The organism is Siminovitchia thermophila (genome assembly GCF_016909185.1).
In the GTDB taxonomy this organism is placed as follows: Bacteria; Bacillota; Bacilli; order Bacillales; family Bacillaceae_C; genus Siminovitchia; species Siminovitchia thermophila.
Window position 1 is genome coordinate 50151 of the sequence record NZ_JAFBFH010000003.1, and the last position, 18582, is coordinate 68732.

The 18582-nt window shown below is 42.6% G+C and carries 21 protein-coding genes; 1 reads left to right on the top strand and 20 read right to left on the bottom strand.

Going from position 1 to position 18582, the window contains the following annotated elements:
- Positions 1 to 7 precede the first annotated feature (7 nt).
- From JOC94_RS02850 to prsW, 18 genes are all read right to left on the bottom strand, one after another.
- Positions 8 to 781, bottom strand: a complete 774-nt coding sequence (locus JOC94_RS02850) for a heptaprenyl diphosphate synthase component 1 (RefSeq protein ID WP_077113313.1) — start codon at positions 779 to 781, stop codon at positions 8 to 10.
- A gap of 65 nt (positions 782 to 846) precedes the next feature.
- Positions 847 to 1080 (bottom strand): trp RNA-binding attenuation protein MtrB, encoded by a 234-nt coding sequence (gene mtrB, locus JOC94_RS02855; RefSeq protein WP_077113312.1) that lies wholly within the window; start codon positions 1078 to 1080, stop codon positions 847 to 849.
- Between the two features lie 16 nt (positions 1081 to 1096).
- Positions 1097 to 1663 (bottom strand): GTP cyclohydrolase I FolE, encoded by a 567-nt coding sequence (folE, locus tag JOC94_RS02860; RefSeq protein WP_077113311.1) that lies wholly within the window; start codon positions 1661 to 1663, stop codon positions 1097 to 1099.
- Positions 1664 to 1775: 112 nt separating this feature from the next.
- Positions 1776 to 2048 carry an HU family DNA-binding protein gene (locus JOC94_RS02865; RefSeq protein ID WP_077113310.1) on the bottom strand — a complete coding sequence of 91 codons (273 nt, stop codon included), beginning with the start codon at positions 2046 to 2048 and terminating at the stop codon, positions 1776 to 1778.
- 236 nt (positions 2049 to 2284) lie between these two features.
- On the bottom strand, positions 2285 to 3763 hold the full coding sequence (gene spoIVA / locus JOC94_RS02870; protein ID WP_077113309.1) for a stage IV sporulation protein A: 1479 nt from the start codon (positions 3761 to 3763) through the stop codon (positions 2285 to 2287).
- Between the two features lie 152 nt (positions 3764 to 3915).
- A complete protein-coding gene (locus JOC94_RS02875) occupies positions 3916 to 4626 on the bottom strand; it encodes a hypothetical protein (protein ID WP_077113308.1) in 711 nt (236 codons plus the stop codon).
- 43 nt (positions 4627 to 4669) lie between these two features.
- Positions 4670 to 4870, bottom strand: coding sequence for a DUF2768 domain-containing protein (locus JOC94_RS02880; RefSeq protein ID WP_077113307.1), 201 nt, complete (start codon positions 4868 to 4870; stop codon positions 4670 to 4672).
- Positions 4871 to 5102: 232 nt separating this feature from the next.
- Positions 5103 to 6158, bottom strand: a complete 1056-nt coding sequence (locus JOC94_RS02885) for an NAD(P)H-dependent glycerol-3-phosphate dehydrogenase (RefSeq protein WP_077113306.1) — start codon at positions 6156 to 6158, stop codon at positions 5103 to 5105.
- Positions 6159 to 6178: 20 nt separating this feature from the next.
- A complete protein-coding gene (der, locus tag JOC94_RS02890) occupies positions 6179 to 7489 on the bottom strand; it encodes a ribosome biogenesis GTPase Der (RefSeq protein WP_077113305.1) in 1311 nt (436 codons plus the stop codon).
- A gap of 105 nt (positions 7490 to 7594) precedes the next feature.
- Positions 7595 to 8191 (bottom strand): YphA family membrane protein, encoded by a 597-nt coding sequence (locus JOC94_RS02895; protein WP_077113304.1) that lies wholly within the window; start codon positions 8189 to 8191, stop codon positions 7595 to 7597.
- Between the two features lie 398 nt (positions 8192 to 8589).
- Entirely contained in the window at positions 8590 to 9732 is a 1143-nt protein-coding gene (rpsA, locus tag JOC94_RS02900; RefSeq protein ID WP_077113303.1) for a 30S ribosomal protein S1, read from the bottom strand.
- Positions 9733 to 9873: 141 nt separating this feature from the next.
- Positions 9874 to 10458 (bottom strand): lysophospholipid acyltransferase family protein, encoded by a 585-nt coding sequence (locus JOC94_RS02905; RefSeq protein ID WP_077113302.1) that lies wholly within the window; start codon positions 10456 to 10458, stop codon positions 9874 to 9876.
- The gene (gene cmk / locus JOC94_RS02910) at positions 10455 to 11135 is read right to left on the bottom strand and encodes a (d)CMP kinase (protein WP_077113301.1); all 681 of its coding nucleotides are present in this window, start codon (positions 11133 to 11135) and stop codon (positions 10455 to 10457) included. The genes JOC94_RS02905 and cmk overlap by 4 nt, the downstream gene beginning before the upstream one ends.
- A gap of 97 nt (positions 11136 to 11232) precedes the next feature.
- Positions 11233 to 11400: a DUF5359 family protein gene (locus JOC94_RS02915; RefSeq protein ID WP_171973995.1), complete on the bottom strand. Its 168-nt coding sequence runs from the start codon at positions 11398 to 11400 to the stop codon at positions 11233 to 11235.
- Between the two features lie 57 nt (positions 11401 to 11457).
- A complete protein-coding gene (locus JOC94_RS02920; protein WP_077113300.1) occupies positions 11458 to 12111 on the bottom strand; it encodes a flagellar brake protein in 654 nt (217 codons plus the stop codon).
- Between the two features lie 110 nt (positions 12112 to 12221).
- Positions 12222 to 13571, bottom strand: a complete 1350-nt coding sequence (ypeB, locus tag JOC94_RS02925; RefSeq protein WP_077113299.1) for a germination protein YpeB — start codon at positions 13569 to 13571, stop codon at positions 12222 to 12224.
- Between the two features lie 15 nt (positions 13572 to 13586).
- A complete protein-coding gene (gene sleB / locus JOC94_RS02930) occupies positions 13587 to 14351 on the bottom strand; it encodes a spore cortex-lytic enzyme (RefSeq protein ID WP_236016959.1) in 765 nt (254 codons plus the stop codon).
- 145 nt (positions 14352 to 14496) lie between these two features.
- Entirely contained in the window at positions 14497 to 15189 is a 693-nt protein-coding gene (gene prsW / locus JOC94_RS02935; protein ID WP_077113297.1) for a glutamic-type intramembrane protease PrsW, read from the bottom strand.
- 116 nt (positions 15190 to 15305) lie between these two features.
- On the opposite strand from prsW, the gene JOC94_RS02940 reads away from it, so the two are divergent.
- Complete coding sequence (locus JOC94_RS02940; RefSeq protein WP_077113296.1) at positions 15306 to 16322, top strand: asparaginase; 1017 nt, start codon at positions 15306 to 15308, stop codon at positions 16320 to 16322.
- A 190-nt stretch (positions 16323 to 16512) separates the two neighbouring features.
- Here JOC94_RS02940 and JOC94_RS02945 read toward each other — a convergent pair whose 3' ends face one another.
- Positions 16513 to 17499, bottom strand: a complete 987-nt coding sequence (locus JOC94_RS02945) for a YpdA family putative bacillithiol disulfide reductase (protein WP_077113295.1) — start codon at positions 17497 to 17499, stop codon at positions 16513 to 16515.
- Positions 17500 to 17850: 351 nt separating this feature from the next.
- Positions 17851 to 18426: an adaptor protein MecA gene (locus JOC94_RS02950; RefSeq protein ID WP_077113294.1), complete on the bottom strand. Its 576-nt coding sequence runs from the start codon at positions 18424 to 18426 to the stop codon at positions 17851 to 17853.
- Between the last annotated feature and the right edge of the window lie 156 nt (positions 18427 to 18582).

Here is an 18582-nt window from a genome sequence, read left to right on the forward strand (position 1 = left end):
TCCAAAATTATGTTGCAAAATGATGGCCATTTACCAGATCCACAATACGTGTTTGCAGGATGGACGGCAGTGTGCCCACCCCTCTCATTGCTTCCAGCAAGACAGTCTTGCTTTTTTCTATGTACATTTGACAAATGCTTTCCAAGTTCTGTCCATTTTCCATTCTGTCCTGGGCGGTATATCTTTTAAGGCCTTCAAATAATATCGAAAAGTGGCCGTTCTTATACTTCTCCCATTCTGATACAAGCCTCTTAAAGAATAGCAGCTCCGTAAATAATGAATGGTAATGGACAAAATTAAAATGGTTGCAAAATTGTTCAATAATCGTTGTCTCTACTCTTTTTAAATACAGCATGAAGGTGTCAATATCATCCAATTCAAATTGATACAGAGAAACTTTGTACTCGTTGATGAACTTAACCGCCTTTGCAAGTGTTCGGATTAAGTCAAGATTTTCGTGATCAGCCAGAAGGCGGTAGTAAAGACCGCTAAAATAGTCGCCCGCCAACACCGTTAATTGCCTCTCTTTCATGGATGATAAAGGATTCGTCACCTTTTCATGCGTATCCAAGGCAACTTGAACAAGCATGGCAGATGTCACATATTGGTCAGCCTGCGTATCTGGCAGCTCCGTCTCATTTACCGCCATCGCCAGCATCAGGATACGGTCTTCGTCAATAACCGGAAATTCGATTTGTTTTGAAAGAAAGTGATGGTGCAATTTCCTTTCAACAATGGCTTTTATTAAATCAATTTTCTGTTCATTTACACAAAGACCCATATCCGTTTTCCCCATTTCTTTTACACATCATTACTTCCCGGTTCAATTTCACTATTATAACATGATCATTCGTTTCTTTCACTTTCGACTTCACCGACCGCTGTGATGATTTTTGCATTCCCTCTTATTTTGATGGCTGATGTATGATCTGTAAACTGGGCTACCAGAACTTCACCCTTATCCAACTTTTCCGCATGATGAAACCTCGTATCCGTTCCACGCGTCAACCCCATCACATTGACTCCATTCTCCATGGCTTTAATGACGATAAAGTCACCTTGCCCCAATTGGCTTTTCATAGTAACACCCTCTATTCTACGACTTGATTAAAGAGAGAACTTCATTGCGTGACTGGATATCTTTTAAAAAGATTCCCCTTACCGCGGATGTAATGGTTTTAGATCCAGGCTTTTTAACCCCTCTCATCGTCATACACATATGTTCCGCCTCTAATACCACCATAACACCGTGAGGCTGTAATCTATTCATAATGGCGTCCGCTACTGTAGACGTGATCCTTTCTTGAAGCTGTGGCCGCCGCGCAACAGCTTCAACAGCTCTCGCGAGTTTACTTAAACCGGTAACTCTCCCGTTTCTCGGAATATATGCAATATGGGCTTTCCCAAAGAACGGAACCAAATGGTGTTCACACAGCGAGTAAAATGGAATATCTTTCACCAATACGAGTTCTTCATGGTCTTCCCCGAAAATCGTTTCAAAATATTGTTCTGGTTCGATATGAATGCCCGCAAATACTTCTTCATACATGTTGGCAACACGCTTTGGCGTATCAACGAGTCCTTCCCGGTCCGGATCTTCTCCAATTGCTTCCAAAATCATCCGGACTGCTTCTTCGATTTTAGGTTTATTCATTTTCGCCATTTGATATCCTCCTGCCATACTTTCACTAACAGTCCAATATTACCATACAAATATATAAATAAAAAGGAACTGCCTCGGGCAGTTCCTCTCATACACTCAATGAGGTATGTAATTATTTTACCGCATCTTTAAGCGCTTTCCCCGGTTTAAATGCAGGTACTTTGCTTGCTGCGATATCAATCTCTTCTCCAGTTTGAGGATTGCGTCCTTTACGAGCTGCACGCTCGCGCACTTCAAAGTTGCCAAATCCAATTAGGGAAACTTTATTTCCATTGGACAATGCATCTTGAATGGATTGAAAGACAGCTTCTACCGCTTTTGTAGCGTCTTTTTTGGAAAGTTCAGCTGATTCTGCCACCGCATTGATTAGTTCTGTTTTGTTCATTCTGTTCACCTCCTCTATCGGCACATTATAACCTTTCACAAGCCTTATTACATGTGTTATCAAATTTTTGGATTTCTAAACATTTTCATGCCAGAAATCGTTGAAAAAGCTTTTGAATCAAGGTTCAACGAGCTTTTCTGCTTAACAGATTATCATATAAAAATTGTGATAGCAAGAAGAAATGCAATAAATAATGGAAAAGGCGCTGAATTTTTGTATATTCAGCGCCTTTTGTCCTATAAAATGATCGCAATCAAGCCTCCGGAACCCTCGTTGATGATCCTTTCCAATGTCTCTTTCAGCTTGTAACGGGCATTTTCCGGCATCATCGCAAGCTTTGCCTGAATGCCTTCTCTAACGAGGGAACTTAAGCTTCTTCCAAAAATATCGGAATTCCAAATGGAAAGCGGGTCATCTTCAAAGTCTTGCATTAAATAACGCACAAGTTCCTCACTCTGTTTTTCTGTTCCTATGATTGGGGCAAATTCGGATTCTACGTCCACTTTTATCATATGGATAGAAGGGGCCACAGCCTTCAGCCGGACACCAAACCGGGCGCCTTGCCTGATAATTTCTGGCTCATCCAAGCTCATGTCCTGTAATGATGGAGCAGCAATCCCGTATCCTGTTTGCTTTACCATGACGAGCGCATCGGAGATTTGGTCATACTCCCTCTTTGCTTCTGAAAAATCTTGCATCAGCTCCAGCAAATGATCTTTTCCTCGAATTTCAGTTCCGACAATTTCCGTAAGAACTTCATCATAAAGAGCATCTGGAGCAAATAAATCTATTTCCGCGACACCCTGGCCCATATCGACTCCGGCAAGCCCGGCATCCTCGATAAATTCGTAATCGTTAAAATGCTGTACTACCCGGTCTACATCACGCAGCCGTTTAATGTCCTTCACTGTTTCTTTGACGGCCTCCTGGTAATCTGCCCTGAGCCAATGATGATCTTTTAACACCATTACCCAGCTTGGAAGGTTGACATTGACTTCAAGCACCGGAAACTCATAGAGTGCTTCTCTTAATACATTTAACACATCGTCTTCTCGCATATTTTCCACTGACATGCTTAACACTGGAATATCATACTTCTCTTGCAGCTGGCCACGGAGCATTTCTGTTTCCGGGTGATGCGGCCTTGCTGAATTGACAACCATGATAAAAGGTTTACCGACTTCTTTTAATTCCTCAATGACACGCTCTTCCGCATCTACATAGTCTTGCCGCGGAATTTCTCCGATAGAACCATCTGTCGTTACGACAATCCCCAATACAGAATGCTCTTGAATCACTTTCCTCGTACCAATCTCGGCCGCTTCATGGAAAGAAATCGGTTCTTCATACCATGGGGTATGAATCATCCTCGGACCATTTTCATCTTCATATCCTTTTGCCCCAGGAACCGTATATCCTACACAATCTACCAGCCTTACATTTACTTCCAGTCCATCATCAACATGTACGGAAACTGCCTGATTTGGAACAAATTTCGGTTCGGTTGTCATGATCGTCCTGCCGGCTGCGCTTTGTGGCAATTCGTCTTGAGCACGAGCCCTGTCGGCCTCATTTTTAATATTCGGCAAAACGGCCAGTTCCATAAATTTTTTGATAAAAGTAGATTTCCCTGTTCGGACGGCCCCTACAATGCCCAAATAAATATCCCCGCCCGTTCTTTCTGCAATATCTTTAAAAATATCGACCTTTTCCAAGAGTTTCCCTCCTATCCTAGAATTCAAGGGACAACATGATCCCGTTTTATCGAAGTAAGACCTAGAAGGTGCGTGATGTTGTCCGATTTAAATGTACTTGATAAAATATAAATCCTTCTTCCACATTATATTTTGCGGAAGAAGGATTATGCCTATTTCGCCATATATATTGGCTCATTATTCTCATCTATTGTATACGGAACGGAAAAGGCAGGCACGATGGGCGAATTTTTATATAATATCGGCCTAATATCTTCTCCTTGTTTGAATGTTGTTTTTTCCTCCTGCAAAGCATTATAGAGGTCCGAAATATAGTCTACAAAAATCTCGCCTTCCCCATTAATGACAAACGGCAGATTGTTGTTCGTATAGGGAGATGTAGCATATTGCTCCTCTTCGTATCCCAGTTTTTTATAATCGAGCGTAAAGACATTATCTGCTAGAGTTTCTTTAAACGGCGGATAGCGATACGCTTGCATCCTGATCTTTAACTCTCTTATTTTTTCTGCGATGTGCAAATCAAATACTTTCACCGTCGGATTTGTTTCTACATCAATCAAAACATATTGATATACTCCCCCATTTTCATAAGCGTTTCCTGGAGGGGCTTCTAAAAATTGCGGTATCAGCTTTTTAAAGTCTATCGGATATTTTTGATAAATGGGTGTGCCCATCTCTTTTTCCTTGATAGGAAGCAGTCCTTCATTTGCTTCCTGGTATTTATCCACCGCCCGCTGTACTGATGCAATCTGCTCTTCATAAGGGACCTGATTCTCCACTTTTCGTTCCTGAGGAAAAAAACATCCGGGTAACACGAGCACAATGGCTATTATGGGCAGTGATCGCAACAACCACCTTTTCATGTATATGTACACTCCTTAAAATGCCTGATACTTATTCCATTTCTTAATAGGTCGGGCCTGTCAAGACGACAAACAGCATCAGCAGCCCCCCGATAATCATGCATGCCCACGCAGCGAGGGCCGTCACAACCTTTAAAAGCCCTTTATTAAGCTTGAATCTGCTAATATATATCGTAAGCATCGCCAGTGCCATAAGCACCATGGCAATAATCGATATCCACATTTTTTGCATTGATACTGACACGGAAGGTCCCCTCCAAATTGTATAGAAATAAAAAACTTGGCTTTAACTCGAAATCATTATAACACCCCGGCAAATGCCGGTAAAATAAAATTCACAAAAAAATGAAGCAAAAAGATGGATTTTTTGCTTCATCAAGTGTTGGAACTAAAAAACCCCATGCCCACGGTTTCTGCGAATCTCATTACAGCATATGTTGCATGAAAAAGAACGCATCCTCGTATGCCTATGGCCGCTATCTTTGTTCCATCTGCTCACTCAGAATGCCCACAAGATCTTCCATTTCGTGTTTCTTCAATCTTCCCATCAATTGGTCAACTGCATCCTTCGGATTGACAGCATTAAACAATACATTGTATAACGCTTCCGTAATTGGCATATTCGTTTTATATTTTTGTGCAAGCTGATACGCAGCTTTGGTTGTCCGTACACCTTCGACAACCATCCCCATATTTTCCAACACCTCATCCAATTTATGGCCTTTGCCGAGAAGATTCCCCGCTTTCCAATTGCGGGAATGGACACTGGTACATGTGACAATTAGATCACCGATGCCGGTCAACCCGGAAAATGTTAATGGATTCGCACCCATTTTCGTTCCCAGCCGGGATATTTCGGCAAGTCCTCTCGTAATGAGTGCCGCTTTGGCATTATCTCCATATCCAAGGCCGTCGGAAATACCGGCCGCCAGCGCAATAATATTTTTCAGAGCTCCTCCAATTTCCACTCCAATGAGGTCAGGGTTCGTATACACCCGAAAATGTTTGTTCATAAACAAATCTTGAATTTTTTGGGCGGCCTTCATATTTTTTGAGGAAACCGTCACTGTTGTTGGATGCCGCTCACCTACATCTTCCGCATGGCTCGGTCCTGATAGAACGACCAAGTCTTTCAGCAAACGAGACGGAATCTCATCTTCGATCATCTCCGATATTCTTTTATGCGTATCCGGCTCAATTCCTTTGCTTACATGAACAAATGTCAGCGGTTTGGCAATAATGGCGGCAATATCCTTGGCAATTTCTCTGATCGCCTCGGATGGAACAGCGATAATGACAGTCTCGGCCCCTTCCAGGGCATCTTCCAAAGAAACATATGCCTGAATATTTTCCGGCAGTTTTACCCCCGGCAAATATTTCGAATTGGTCCGCTGCTCATTGATCTCCTTTTGCTGTTCTTTATTTCTAAGCCATAATTGTACACGGTGTTCGTTGTCAGCCAATACGAGTGCCAAGGCCGTTCCCCAGCTCCCGGCTCCGATTACCGCGACGGTTTCTTTATCATTGTCCACTAGACTCACCTGCTTTGACTTTATTTCCTTTTTCGAGCGATAATTTTTAACGGCGTTCCTTCAAATTCGAATGCCTGCCGTATCGTGTTTCGCAGAAACCTTTCATAAGAAAAGTGCATTAATTCTGGTTCATTTACAAAGACAACAAAGGTTGGCGGCTTGACAGAAACTTGAGTGGCATAGTAAACTTTCAAGCGTTTTCCCTTATCTGCCGGCGCCGGGTTCATTGCGGCCGCATCCAAAATGACTTCATTTAACACGCTGGATTGGACACGCCTGGCGTGATTTTCACTAGCCATTTGAATCGCCGGAAGCAATGTTCCGATTCTTTTCTTTGTTTTGGCGGAAAGAAAAACGATGGGAGCATAATCAAGAAATTGAAACTGGTCTCTGATTTTCTCTTCAAAATTCCGCATCGTTTTCTCATCTTTTTCAACGGCGTCCCATTTATTGACGACGATAATGATCGCACGTCCAGCCTCATGGGCATAGCCGGCAATCCGTTTGTCTTGCTCGCGGATTCCTTCTTCCCCATCCAGCACGACGAGGACGACATCAGAACGCTCTATGGCTTTTAACGCTCTTAATACACTGTACTTTTCCGTACTTTCATATACTTTTCCTCTTTTGCGCATGCCTGCCGTATCAATGATGACATATTCCTGGCCGTCCACAATGTATGGGGTATCGACCGCATCACGCGTTGTGCCGGCAATCGGGCTCACAATGACTCTTTCTTCACCAAGAAGAGCGTTCACGAGAGAAGATTTTCCGACATTGGGTCTTCCGATCAAACTAAATTTAATGACATCTTCATCATACGGATCTCCGTGATCAGCCGGAAAATGTTTTATCACTTCATCCAGCAAATCTCCCAGTCCCAAACCGTGGGACCCCGATATAGGGAAAGGTTCGCCAAAACCAAGGGAGTAAAAATCATAAATTTGCGATCTCATTTCCGGATTATCCACTTTATTGACAGCTAAAACTACCGGCTTTTTGGATCTGAATAAAATCTTTGCCACTTCCTCGTCAGCCGACGTAACCCCTTCACGGGAATTGACAATAAAAATAATAACATCAGCCTCTTCTATGGCAATCTCTGCCTGCTGGCGGACTTCTTCCAGAAAAGGGGCATCACCTATATCAATGCCACCGGTATCAATTACATGAAAATATGTTGTCAGCCACTCGCCGGTTCCATATATCCTATCCCTCGTTACACCAGGCTCGTCTTCAACAATTGAAATCCTTTCGCCCACGATCCGGTTGAAGATCGTTGACTTTCCGACGTTTGGTCTTCCAACAATAGCTACGGTCGGCATTCCCATTCTCATCACTCACTTTAAATAAATATCAGTACAAATTATATTACATCCATACATGGTATCACAGCACTTATTTTTATGCCAAAAAGAAACCGGCAGCGGGAAGTGTTAGTGCATGACCCTTTGAGTGGCATGCTGTTTCATTATTCGTTTAACAGCAGTTAATAGATGAGCAATCAAAAGCAATGTGGCGCTCAGTCCAAAAATATCCAAATATTCCAAGGAGCCGACTGTATATGGCATACTCCACTGTGACAAAAACACTCCTAAAAAAATCTCCCCGAGCAAGGTTCCGACAACGATCGCAAAAAATCGGTAAAACAATGAAGCAGGATATAGAATCCATCCGATGATATACAAAGCGGAAGAAAGAAGGATTCTTTTATCTATGAGAACCCATACGGGATCATATAGTTCAAGTAAATAAGCACCTGCGTAGCCGACCATGATCGTGAGTGCCGAAAAAATGAAATACATTTTTTGGAGAAAAGACCACTTCGAGATCACCACACAGCTTCCCATCATTAATAAAACGGCGGCTCCGTTCACAGTAACGGATTTTACAGAAAACGATATCGATGAAACTACGAGCAATAACAGAGACAAAGCGGCAATCGGCAGCCTTGCCGGATCATCCTTATTTAATAAAAAGGTCGCGACAATCCATACGCCCCACAAAAAAAATAAAAATATAATTCCTGACATGAAAATCACCCCCATTTGTTTCATTATGGGATACAAATGAGGGCTTTAATCAAATTGATAGAGCGAAATTTCAAGCAGTGGGCTTTTTAGACAGGACGAAGGCTAGGATCGAAAGCGCCCTGTTGCAAGCTCAAGCAACGCATCCCCGAAGCCCGCGCTTTTTCTTCAGCGTGACGGTGGCGGCCAAGCTTTCCTTGTCCATCGCCGCGCTCGCACTCGTACTTCCCGCAGGTCGCTTTAGGATGCGTTCATGAATCAAGGTCGAAGCTTTTTACGTGTCTTGGCGACCCGCCCCGCATCAATCAGGCGATTGAAGCAGGGAGCTTGCTGCCGGTTTACGCGCGATAAAGTTTTCCTTATAGAACAACCTTCCGTTCTTCAACGGAAGGTTTGCAGACTTATTCGTTATTAAAATCTTTTAGCTTGTCGCCAATCATGTCACTAAGCTGGAATCCCTTTGTCTCTTCAACCGGTTCGTAATTGTTATCCCGGCTGTAATCTTGTTCTTCCAATTCCTTCATGCTTAAAGACATTCTTTGTTCTTCTTCGTTCGTGTCAAGAACTTTTACTTGTACGGTTTGCCCTTCTTGAAGAACTTCATGCGGCGTACCGATATGCTTATGGGAAATTTGGGAGATATGGACAAGTCCTTCTACTCCCGGGAAGACTTCAACGAAGGCGCCAAATGATACGAGACGTTTGACTGTTCCTTCGAGAACTGTTCCCCTGGGAGCCTTCTCCGCTATATTTGTCCAAGGTCCAGGCAAAGTTTCCTTGATGGACAGAGAAATTCTCTCGTTTTCCTTATCTACCGACAATACTTTTACTTGTACTTTCTCGCCTTCCGTTACGACGTCCGAAGGTTTTTCAACATGATGGTGGGCCAGCTGGGAAATATGCACCAATCCGTCCACCCCGCCGATATCGACAAATGCGCCAAAATCGGTTATGCGTTGAACTGTTCCCTCAAGCACTTGTCCAACTTCAAGATTTTCCAGCAATTGTTTCTTTTCCCGTTTCTTTTCTTCTTCAACAACTGCGCGATGGGAAAGAATGAGGCGGTTTTTTTCTTTATCCAGTTCCACAATCTTAAACGAAAGAGTTTTTCCTTGATATCCGCTGAAATCTTCTACATAATAATCTTCAACCAAAGAAGCTGGTACAAAGCCGCGAACACCCAGATCAACCACGAGGCCGCCCTTAACCACTTCGTTTACTTCTGCATCGAATATTTCATTATTTTCAAAGCGTCTTTCCAATGTTTCCCACGCATTTTCAGCATCAACCTTACGCTTTGAAAGAATGAGTAAGTTCTCTTCTACTTTCGTAACGATTAAGTCAAGGACATCTCCCTCAGATATTACATCAGATGCTTTTTCAACATGGAGACTGGAAAGTTCACTAATCGGGATAATTCCATTTACTTTGCTGTTTTCAATGTCCACAAGAACTTGCTTTTCTTCAATTTTGGTAACTGTTCCTTTTAACTTGTCACCTTCGTTAAATGTTACCTCTTCAATATTGTTCATATCCTCTGACACTTTTACTCCTCCTATCCGGCTTAAAGATGCGCATGAATGGATTCCATTTAGCAAAAAAGAAGAACACCAATCCGCACATTTCTTTAAAATCGTCTTGATATTAACTTCTTACAAATAAGAATCTTTGTCAAGCAATACACGTCAGCCTTTGTTGTCATTGATTAATTTTTTTATGTGAGACATAATGACTTCTGTCGCCTCTTCGGCAGAACGCTTTTCCCTTCTTATTTCTTCAAAGTCGATGGGCGGCCCATAAACGACCGTAATTTTTCCGAAAGGTTTATACGGTCCGATAATCGCACAAGGCAAAACAGCTGCCTCAGATCTTAAAGCAAAAAAACCGGCTCCGGCAAGCCCCTTGCCGACTTCCCCTGTTTTGCTGCGGGTTCCTTCCGGAAACAGCCCGATGACATGCCCCTCTTTTAAGACTTTCAGCCCCGTTCTCAAAGCACCTCTGTCACTCATGCCCCTTTTTACCGGAAACGCCCTCACATGAGGCAATACCCACTTTAAAACCGGGGCTTTGAACAACTCTTCTTTCGCCATAAAAGATACTGGGCGCGGGCAAGTTATCCCAACCATCGGGGGATCGAGGTTAGATATATGGTTGGAGCAAAGGAGCACCCCGCCTGACTTTGGAAAATGTTCAATTCCTTTTATTTCCACCCGGTATAAAACCTTCAAAATGCCTTTGACGACTGTTCTTGCAAATATATAAAATTTCAAGACACTTCGATCCTTTCATTTGCCAAATGTATGATTTTGGAAACGACCTCATCCACGGAGAGGAATGAAGTGTCTATTTCGATCGCGTCTTCCGCTTTTCTGAGCGGCGATATTTTACGCTCCGTATCCTGTTTGTCCCGAGCCAGGATGTTTGTTTTGATTTTGGCAAGATCGGAAGGATATCCTTTTTCCATATTTTCTTTATGGCGTCTTTCAGCTCTAATATCCGCACTCGCCAATAAGAAAATTTTCAATTCTGCATGGGGCAGTACATTGGTCCCGATATCTCTGCCATCCATTACAACGCCGCCGGCATTGCCCAAGGCTTTTTGACGGGCAACCATTTCATCGCGAATCAACTTATGGGCAGCAACAATAGACACATTATTCGTTACATCTGGCTCGCGTATTTCTTTCGTAACATCCTTCCCGTCAAGAAGCACTATCTGCTTTTGGCCGTCATGTTTCAATTCAATCGTTGTTTCTTTTAGAACACGTATCAAATCTTCTTCGCTGCGTATATTTATATGTTCCTTTATTGCCTTATATGTAAACGCCCTGTACATAGCACCGGTGTCAATATAGATGTAAGAAAGCCGATCCGCAACAATTTTGGCCACGGTGCTTTTCCCGGCTCCGGCTGGGCCGTCTATGGCAATGCTTATTTTTTTTGTCAACCTGTTCACCTGCTTACCTGTTTATGGACATGTTTTATTTTACCATATTCTGTACACGTCGATCATAAACAAATATTAAAAAATCTCGAAAAGCTGTTCATAAATCGAGGGGTGCTTCATTTATTTCGGAAGAAACCCCCTCATATAAAAATACTTTGTTTAAATTTAAAAGATAAGTAGACGGTTGAAAAAAACCTTGAACAAGGATGAGAATAATGAGGTGAACAATAATCAACTTGCAAAGCAGCCGTTCAAAAATAGACATAGGCTCCCTCCTTTTTCTATAGTATGCAATAAATGAGGGAGCATTATTCGGTGAAACTTAGTGTAAGAATCCTTTTTTTCGGTGAGCAAGCTGCTTTTCAAAACAGAATTTCGTCAACACTTGTTGGTCATTTCGGTCGGGATTCATATACTTTACGGAAACATACTCCGTTTCTTTTCTCGTAAATGTTCGGATGACGATACATTGAAAAGTCATTGTATACATTTTCCCGGATTTCATTTTAATGGTAAATTCTACGGTGCCATGTTCTCCTTTTTGCAATTGCACGCCATCGGGAAGAATGGCGGCACAACCTCCCGCACTGATATTGTCAGTGACGGTCACAAATTCGATAGCCTTTCCCGGGAAGCGAAAGGTGATGTCAACTGCTGTTTCCACCCTGACGTATTCCCGCCTCTGTATTCTTTTTATATGGTGATCTCCAGGAAGCGGGAGCTCAACCAACGGAACAGTATCTTTCACAGTTCGGCTTACCTTCGTATGAAAACAATAACTTGCGGAGTTTTCATCTGTAAAAAAAACAGTCAACTCGGTATCAGGAGGTATAAAGGCCACTCTTTTTGTTTCCTTGTTAATCGGGTAATAGATATAGAAATGAGTATCATTCAGGTCAGCGACTTTCCCTTTGTAATGTTTCACCATCCCATCTTGATTCATTTCCAGCGTTAAATCCAAACCTATATACAGCATGGGCAAGCACTTCCTACTCATTCTTGTTACATCTATTATGTCATGAAAAAACAACATTTTCCAGATTATTTCTGAATAGGGATAAAAGAAAGCAGCCGCTAGTGGGCTGCTTAAATCACGTCTTCGTATATGGGTTCGGCATTTTGCATTTTTTCCACTTTTTCTTCATAGCCATTCTCAGCATTGATATATATTCGATACGTATCATTGTCCATTGTGCCAATTACTTCGTAGCAAAGCACTTCATCCCCAAGGTCGTTCGTAATGACGGCAAGCCCGTCCTCCATGACCTTGACATTGGAATTTAGATTACCGCGAGCCTCTTCTTTCGTTATTTTCGGGGAAGGCAGATCCCGCTCGCGATTGCTTTGCAAGTAATCACTGCCTGTAAATCCGACAATTTGTCCATTATCAAGCGCCACCTTGATTTTAATGGATTCCGGATAAATTCGGACATCGTCCTGCATGGTGACATATGTCAACAAGCCTGTCGAATCGTACTGGACACTTTCCGCTAATTGTAATTTTTTATAACCATGCTTTTGTAAAAATTGTTCCGCTTTTTTCGCGGCCTCGTTTAAACTGATTTTTTGGTCCTTTACTTCACGGTTATCCATAAAATATATGGGGTAACCTCCGGTTTTTGTAATATCCATGGCAGCCTCATGTCCTTTGCCGTTTTTCAGTACGACATTATAGAATCCATATGCGGACCCCTTTCCGTTTTCAGTGACACGGACATCTTTCGGTTTTTGTATCCCGCTATATTTTTGAGCGAGTTTTATCGCTTCATTTTTGGAGATTTTTTTCCCTTTTAAGTGATCAAAATTTTCGTCCCGCTGTTGAAAGCTGACGATTGACGAGTTTTGTAAATTTTCTTCATCATAACCGGTTGCCTTTTTCTCTACTGTCTTAAAACCATCGATGATCGTATTATCAGCATTTTCTTTTCCTGAGGCCATTGCCGATTCGACATCCATCCACCGTAAATTTTCTTTGAGGACAAGATTCTGTACTTTTCTTAACTCATTCCTGATTTCACCGCTTTGGTTATATAAGCTCTTTAATGTTTTTTGCTCTTTTGCAGAAAGCGGTTCATCGTCCAAGTTTCGAACTGCCGTTTTATAACTGAAATCACCGATATTTGACAAAAATTGTTCTGTCTTATTGAAAGGAAGCAGCGTCAATGGCAATTGTCCCACCTGCCCGCGGGCATCGGAAGTAATCCTCCACACATCGGCCAAAGCGGGCGACAGTGACCTGCTTGAGTTCATAGCGAGTGTGCTGCCAATTTTATCGTGCAATAAGTCCATTTGGTATGTTAAATCGTGAAATGCTCTTTGATAGTTGTTTTCGGCATTGATCAAAATCGCGTTTTTTTCCTGGTGTTCTTGATAGCCCCACGCCCCTGCCCCGACAACTGCAACGGCAAGAACAACCAATAATATGTTTCTAAGCAATGATGGCACCTCCAGTCATTTACAAAAGATGTGTTTCCCGATTCGCTTAATTTGCGGTCTTGTCCAAATCCAGGCGCTTGTTGCGGTGTCTGGATTGAAATAATATAGGGCGCTGGTTGATGGGTCCCACCCATTAATGGCATCCAAAACCGCTCGTTTTGATGTTTCATTCGGCGTTAGCCATATTTGTCCGTCAGCTACCGCGGTAAAGGCTCTCGGTTCAAAAATCACTCCCGAGACTGTGTTTGGAAATAGCGGACTGTTTACCCGATTTAATATGACGGCGGCAACCGCCACTTGCCCTTCATAAGGCTCCCCCCTTGCTTCACCGTGCACAGCGTTTGCCATTAGCTGTATGTCATTTTGTGAAAACCCTGCTGGCGTATTGACCGCTGTTGGCGCCTGCCTTTTGGGAGCAGGGGCGGGACCTGTCTGCTTTGATGGTTCTGTTCCGCCGTAATGAGTGAATTTTTTTCCTTTCTTGATTTGCTCTTTGACAAATTGCTTGTTGTACTTGGACGCTTTTACCAATTTTGCTTTTGTGGCTTCACCAGCCAGACCATCCACTTTTAATCCGAAACTTTCTTGAAAGTTTCTAAGCGCCCAATATGTGCCCCAACCGAATACTCCGTCTATTTGCCCTTGATAGTAGCCTAAATACTGAAGCCGTGACTGCAATTCGATCACATCATCACCAACAGCGCCCTTTTGGATCACCTGGTTTGTAAAGGCGTCCGTTTTATGGGCAGGTGCGGCTGATAGCCCGAAACAGCACATCATTAAGATGAGAACAAGTTTATATTTTGCGCCAAACCTCATGTCACACCCTCCAAAGAATAAATTGTCATAGGGTTATTATGAGGAATGACGCATTTTTTATTCATAATGGCCGGCCTTGGCCACTATAAAAAAAGAACACCCCCACTTAAGAAATGGAGGCGTCCCTGCTTTGAAGTTTTTTCTTATAAAATTCTTTTGTCATCAGATGGGCATGCTTCACTTTCTTGAGTCCAAGCCACCAAAGAAATAGCATAAATGGAAAAATATAATAAATCCAGTTCCTTCCGGACAGCAAGATATAATCATATAATCCATGGAGAACAAAAGGCACAAAAAAAGCAGTAAACACCCATTTCCAACTATTTTTTTCCGTTTGAAACTTACCCTTTCCCAAGTAATAGCCCATTATAACACCGAATAGAGCATGGCTTGACACCGGGAGCAAAGCGCGGCCAAAGGCGAGACTTACGCCGTTTGCAGCCAAGTATATAATGTTTTCCACGGTGGCAAAGCCGAGTGATATACTCGCTCCATAAACAATCCCATCAAACGGCTCATCAAACTCGGCATGTTTATACACATATAGAAACAGGACAAACCATTTAAAAAATTCTTCCGTTAACGATACAGAGAAAAATGATGACAAAATATCGCTTTGAAAAATCCCTTCAACACTCATAACATATTGAATAAACATGATTGGAAAGGTCAAAATGGCACCAAGCAAAAATGTTTTAAAGACAATCAGCACAGGTTCCTGCCCAAACTGGTCCCGCAAGTAGAAATAACTCAGCAAAGCCAGCCCCGGGGCAACTCCAGCTGATATAATTGCAAGCATTATGCGGCCCTCTTTCTCTTTTTCTCTCTTTTTCTTTCTTTTTCTTTCCTTTCATCGTATCATGGAACTGACCTTTTGAACATGGCAGATCGCAAAAAATTCTAGGAGTTGAAAAGATGAAAACATTGCTTGTGATTCATACAGGCGGGACGATAGCGATGAAGAAAGATTCGACTACACAAACAGTGGGAATGGGACCAAGCAATCCGTTGACCGAATCGACCGGCGAATTGTCGGATTCCACCCATATAAACGTCATTGAGCCTTTCCATAAGCCCTCTCCCCATATGACCGTCACCGACATGGTTTACTTAAAAAAAATCATTGAAAAGGAATGTTCCGAGCAAGATTACGATGGGGTCGTGATTACTCACGGAACAGACACATTGGAAGAAACCGCCTTTTTTCTGGATTTGACAGTACAAGTGGATGTTCCAGTTGTATTGACCGGGGCGATGCGTTCAAGCAATGAAAACGGCGCCGACGGTTTGCGTAATTTCATTTCAGCGATCCGCACGGCTGAGGAAGAACAAGCGAAAAACAAAGGGGTGCTCGTTGTCTTTAATGATGACATACATACAGCTATTGAAGTAACGAAAACACATACTACAAGCGTGGCCGCGTTTCAAAGCCCTGTTGCAGGCCCTGTCGGAACCATTACCCCCCATCGAATTTTATTCCACTATAATCCTTTATTGCAAAAGAAACTGCCAGTACAAGAAATGAGCAAAAAGGTCGGGTTGTTAAAAGCATATGCCGGAATGGATTCATCCATGTTTTTGGCACTAAGGGATATGGCGTATGACGGTATCGTCATTGAAGCATTGGGGCAAGGAAATCTTCCTCCCGGATCAATACGAGGCATCGAAATGCTTATAAATTCTGGATGTCCTGTTGTGGTTGTGTCAAGGTGTCAAAGTGGATTCGTTTATCCAACGTATGATTACCAAGGAGGAGGAAGCCACTTGAAAGACTTGGGCGTCATTTTTTGCCATGGTGTAAACGGACAAAAAGCCCGGATCAAATTAATGGCCGCATTGATGAACACGGAAGACCGAAACGAATTATCCCGAATCATGGCAACACACTCTTCCCCTTCCATTGAACATTCGTTAAAAACCGCAAGCGATTGACGTACCGACTCGGAGGAGGACGATGGTGGCGATTGCAAAAAGCTAGAGATCAGAACCGATTGTCATACTTGAAAGATCAACATTTTACTATGGGTGAATGCATCTTTCAGGAAACTTTCCCAAAAGATGTGTTCACCACGTGTACGAATAAGGCTTTATTTTTTCTTTTAACAAAAAAACATCCCGGATATTAAGTAGACCGGGATGCACACATCATTTCTTTTTCTTTAATCGCTTTGGCGATTTGGCCGCCATGAAAGCGCCCATTTTCTATAAATATTTCATTCGCGTTGTTTCCGGCTGCGATCACTCCCGCAATAAATAAATCCGGGATGTTCGTTTCCATCGTTTCCGGGTCAAATAAAGGCTTTCCTGTCCTGTCATCCATGTTGACCCCCATTGCTTTGATAAAAGAGTGATCCGGATGATAACCTGTCATGGCAAAAACAAAGTCGTTATGTAGCTCCTCTTCCTTATCATCCACAACATACCGAATCGTTTTATCTGTAATTTCGCGAACAACAGCATTAAAAACCATGGAAATTTCACCGTTCCTCACGAGCGCTTCGAAGTCCGGCAATACCCACGGTTTAATGCTCGGTGAATATTCGCCGCCACGGTATAGGACAGTCACGCGCGCCCCGGATTTTTGCAATTCCAAGGCTGCATCAATGGCCGAATTTTTGCCGCCGATCACGGCGACATCTGTATCAAAATACGGATGAGCTTCTTTGAAATAGTGGTACACTTTGTCAAGCTCCTCACCCGGGATATTCATCATATTCGGACTATCGTAATAGCCGGTGGCGACAATGGCATACCGCGCGCGATAGATGTCTTTATCCGTTGTGATTGTAAAAAAACCGTTCTCTTTCTGGATACTTAAAACTTTCTCAAACCTGTTGATCCTTACATTCGTTCTTTTGACGACTTCACGATAATACGTCAAGGCCTCATTCCGTTTAGGCTTACGATTAACGGTGATAAATGGAATATCTCCGATTTCCAACTTCTCACTTGTGCTGAAAAAGGTTTGATGGGTTGGATACCGATATATGGCATTGACAATATTTCCTTTTTCAATGATCAATGGATTTTTTCCTATATTTTTCAATGCAATTGCCGCAGACAGGCCGCAGGGCCCTCCCCCAACAATGATGCATTCTTCTTGTACCATGTGCGAAAACTCCCCTATCTTGGCGATTAATAAGAAAAGCGCAAGCGTCTGTTCATCGACCCACAGACTGGAACACCTCGGCGGGAAAAAGGAAACAAGGAAGCGATGTTGAGATGGTGCTCGTATAATGTTTCCTCGTGTCGCCGTCGTGCACGGTGCGACGAGGCGAGGCTTAACCCTCATCGAACCTGCTGGCGAAGCCTGCTAGTCGATGCGCGCTGGAACTAGACAACAAAACCTTCCGTTTAAAATGTAAAACGAAAAAACTTGTACTTCCTTACCTTACAAAAAAAGCTCCTATTCATTATGATAGGAGATTTTTAGAAGTTGTGCAAAACTTACGTGCCGGCCTTAAAAGTGTTGCTGTAATATATAGATTGCTTCATTTTTAACAATCAATTCTCCATAATCGTCCAAGTAGGCATCAGAAAAGATGGACTTGTCGCCATACTCGCTGAACAGACTGTCAAAATACTCATAGTGCTTCGGATTTGCCTTCACTTTGAAAAAATACTTATTTTTAAACGCATATAAAGAGTTTTTCCCTAATGGCACCGAAGATTCTTTTAGCCTTTTTGACAATAATATGACATGTTCAAAATCATCAAATTGAAACAGAAGACTTCGGTTCCTTTTATTGGAATCATTTCCAGCTATGATGGATGGAATATCGTCTTCTTCATCATCTTCTTCAATCGTCAAAATGAGAACAAGTTCTTTGGATGTCAGTGAAAAAATTTCAACGGAGACGGCGCCGAAATGATTTAACTCAAATATGCGACCGGCTTCATCCAACATTTCATCAAATAAAACGTCCCATAAAAAAGATTCCTTCAAAATTTCATCTTGGAGAAACCCCTTTTTCGTCAGCTCTTCAAATGTAATGGAATATTTAATTTTGTTGGCTGCTATTCTTTCGAGTTTCATGTCATCCGCCCCCTGCCCGATGCTGTTACCTCCATCATATGAAGGAGCGGGCGGATGGTTCAAGAAAGGTCTTTTGGAATGAAATTTACTTTTAACTTTCTCCATGTGTGATCGGTGTAAGATGGTTTTTTTGCCTGGCACCGAGCTTTAAGGGAA

What these genes read in the sequence shown, in the direction of transcription:
- JOC94_RS02850 (WP_077113313.1), bottom strand. Translation starts at nt 781, where the DNA reads ATGGGTCTTTGTGTAAATGAACAGAAAATTGATTTAATAAAAGCCATT.
- mtrB (WP_077113312.1), bottom strand. Translation starts at nt 1,080, where the DNA reads ATGAAAAGCCAATTGGGGCAAGGTGACTTTATCGTCATTAAAGCCATG.
- folE (WP_077113311.1), bottom strand. Translation starts at nt 1,663, where the DNA reads ATGGCGAAAATGAATAAACCTAAAATCGAAGAAGCAGTCCGGATGATT.
- JOC94_RS02865 (WP_077113310.1), bottom strand. Translation starts at nt 2,048, where the DNA reads ATGAACAAAACAGAACTAATCAATGCGGTGGCAGAATCAGCTGAACTT.
- JOC94_RS02875 (WP_077113308.1), bottom strand. Translation starts at nt 4,626, where the DNA reads ATGAAAAGGTGGTTGTTGCGATCACTGCCCATAATAGCCATTGTGCTC.
- der (WP_077113305.1), bottom strand. Translation starts at nt 7,489, where the DNA reads ATGGGAATGCCGACCGTAGCTATTGTTGGAAGACCAAACGTCGGAAAG.
- JOC94_RS02895 (WP_077113304.1), bottom strand. Translation starts at nt 8,191, where the DNA reads ATGTCAGGAATTATATTTTTATTTTTTTTGTGGGGCGTATGGATTGTC.
- JOC94_RS02915 (WP_171973995.1), bottom strand. Translation starts at nt 11,400, where the DNA reads ATGTCTATTTTTGAACGGCTGCTTTGCAAGTTGATTATTGTTCACCTC.
- JOC94_RS02920 (WP_077113300.1), bottom strand. Translation starts at nt 12,111, where the DNA reads ATGCTGTATATAGGTTTGGATTTAACGCTGGAAATGAATCAAGATGGG.
- sleB (WP_236016959.1), bottom strand. Translation starts at nt 14,351, where the DNA reads ATGATGTGCTGTTTCGGGCTATCAGCCGCACCTGCCCATAAAACGGAC.
- prsW (WP_077113297.1), bottom strand. Translation starts at nt 15,189, where the DNA reads ATGCTTGCAATTATATCAGCTGGAGTTGCCCCGGGGCTGGCTTTGCTG.
- JOC94_RS02940 (WP_077113296.1), top strand. Translation starts at nt 15,306, where the DNA reads ATGAAAACATTGCTTGTGATTCATACAGGCGGGACGATAGCGATGAAG.
- JOC94_RS02945 (WP_077113295.1), bottom strand. Translation starts at nt 17,499, where the DNA reads ATGGTACAAGAAGAATGCATCATTGTTGGGGGAGGGCCCTGCGGCCTG.
- JOC94_RS02950 (WP_077113294.1), bottom strand. Translation starts at nt 18,426, where the DNA reads ATGAAACTCGAAAGAATAGCAGCCAACAAAATTAAATATTCCATTACA.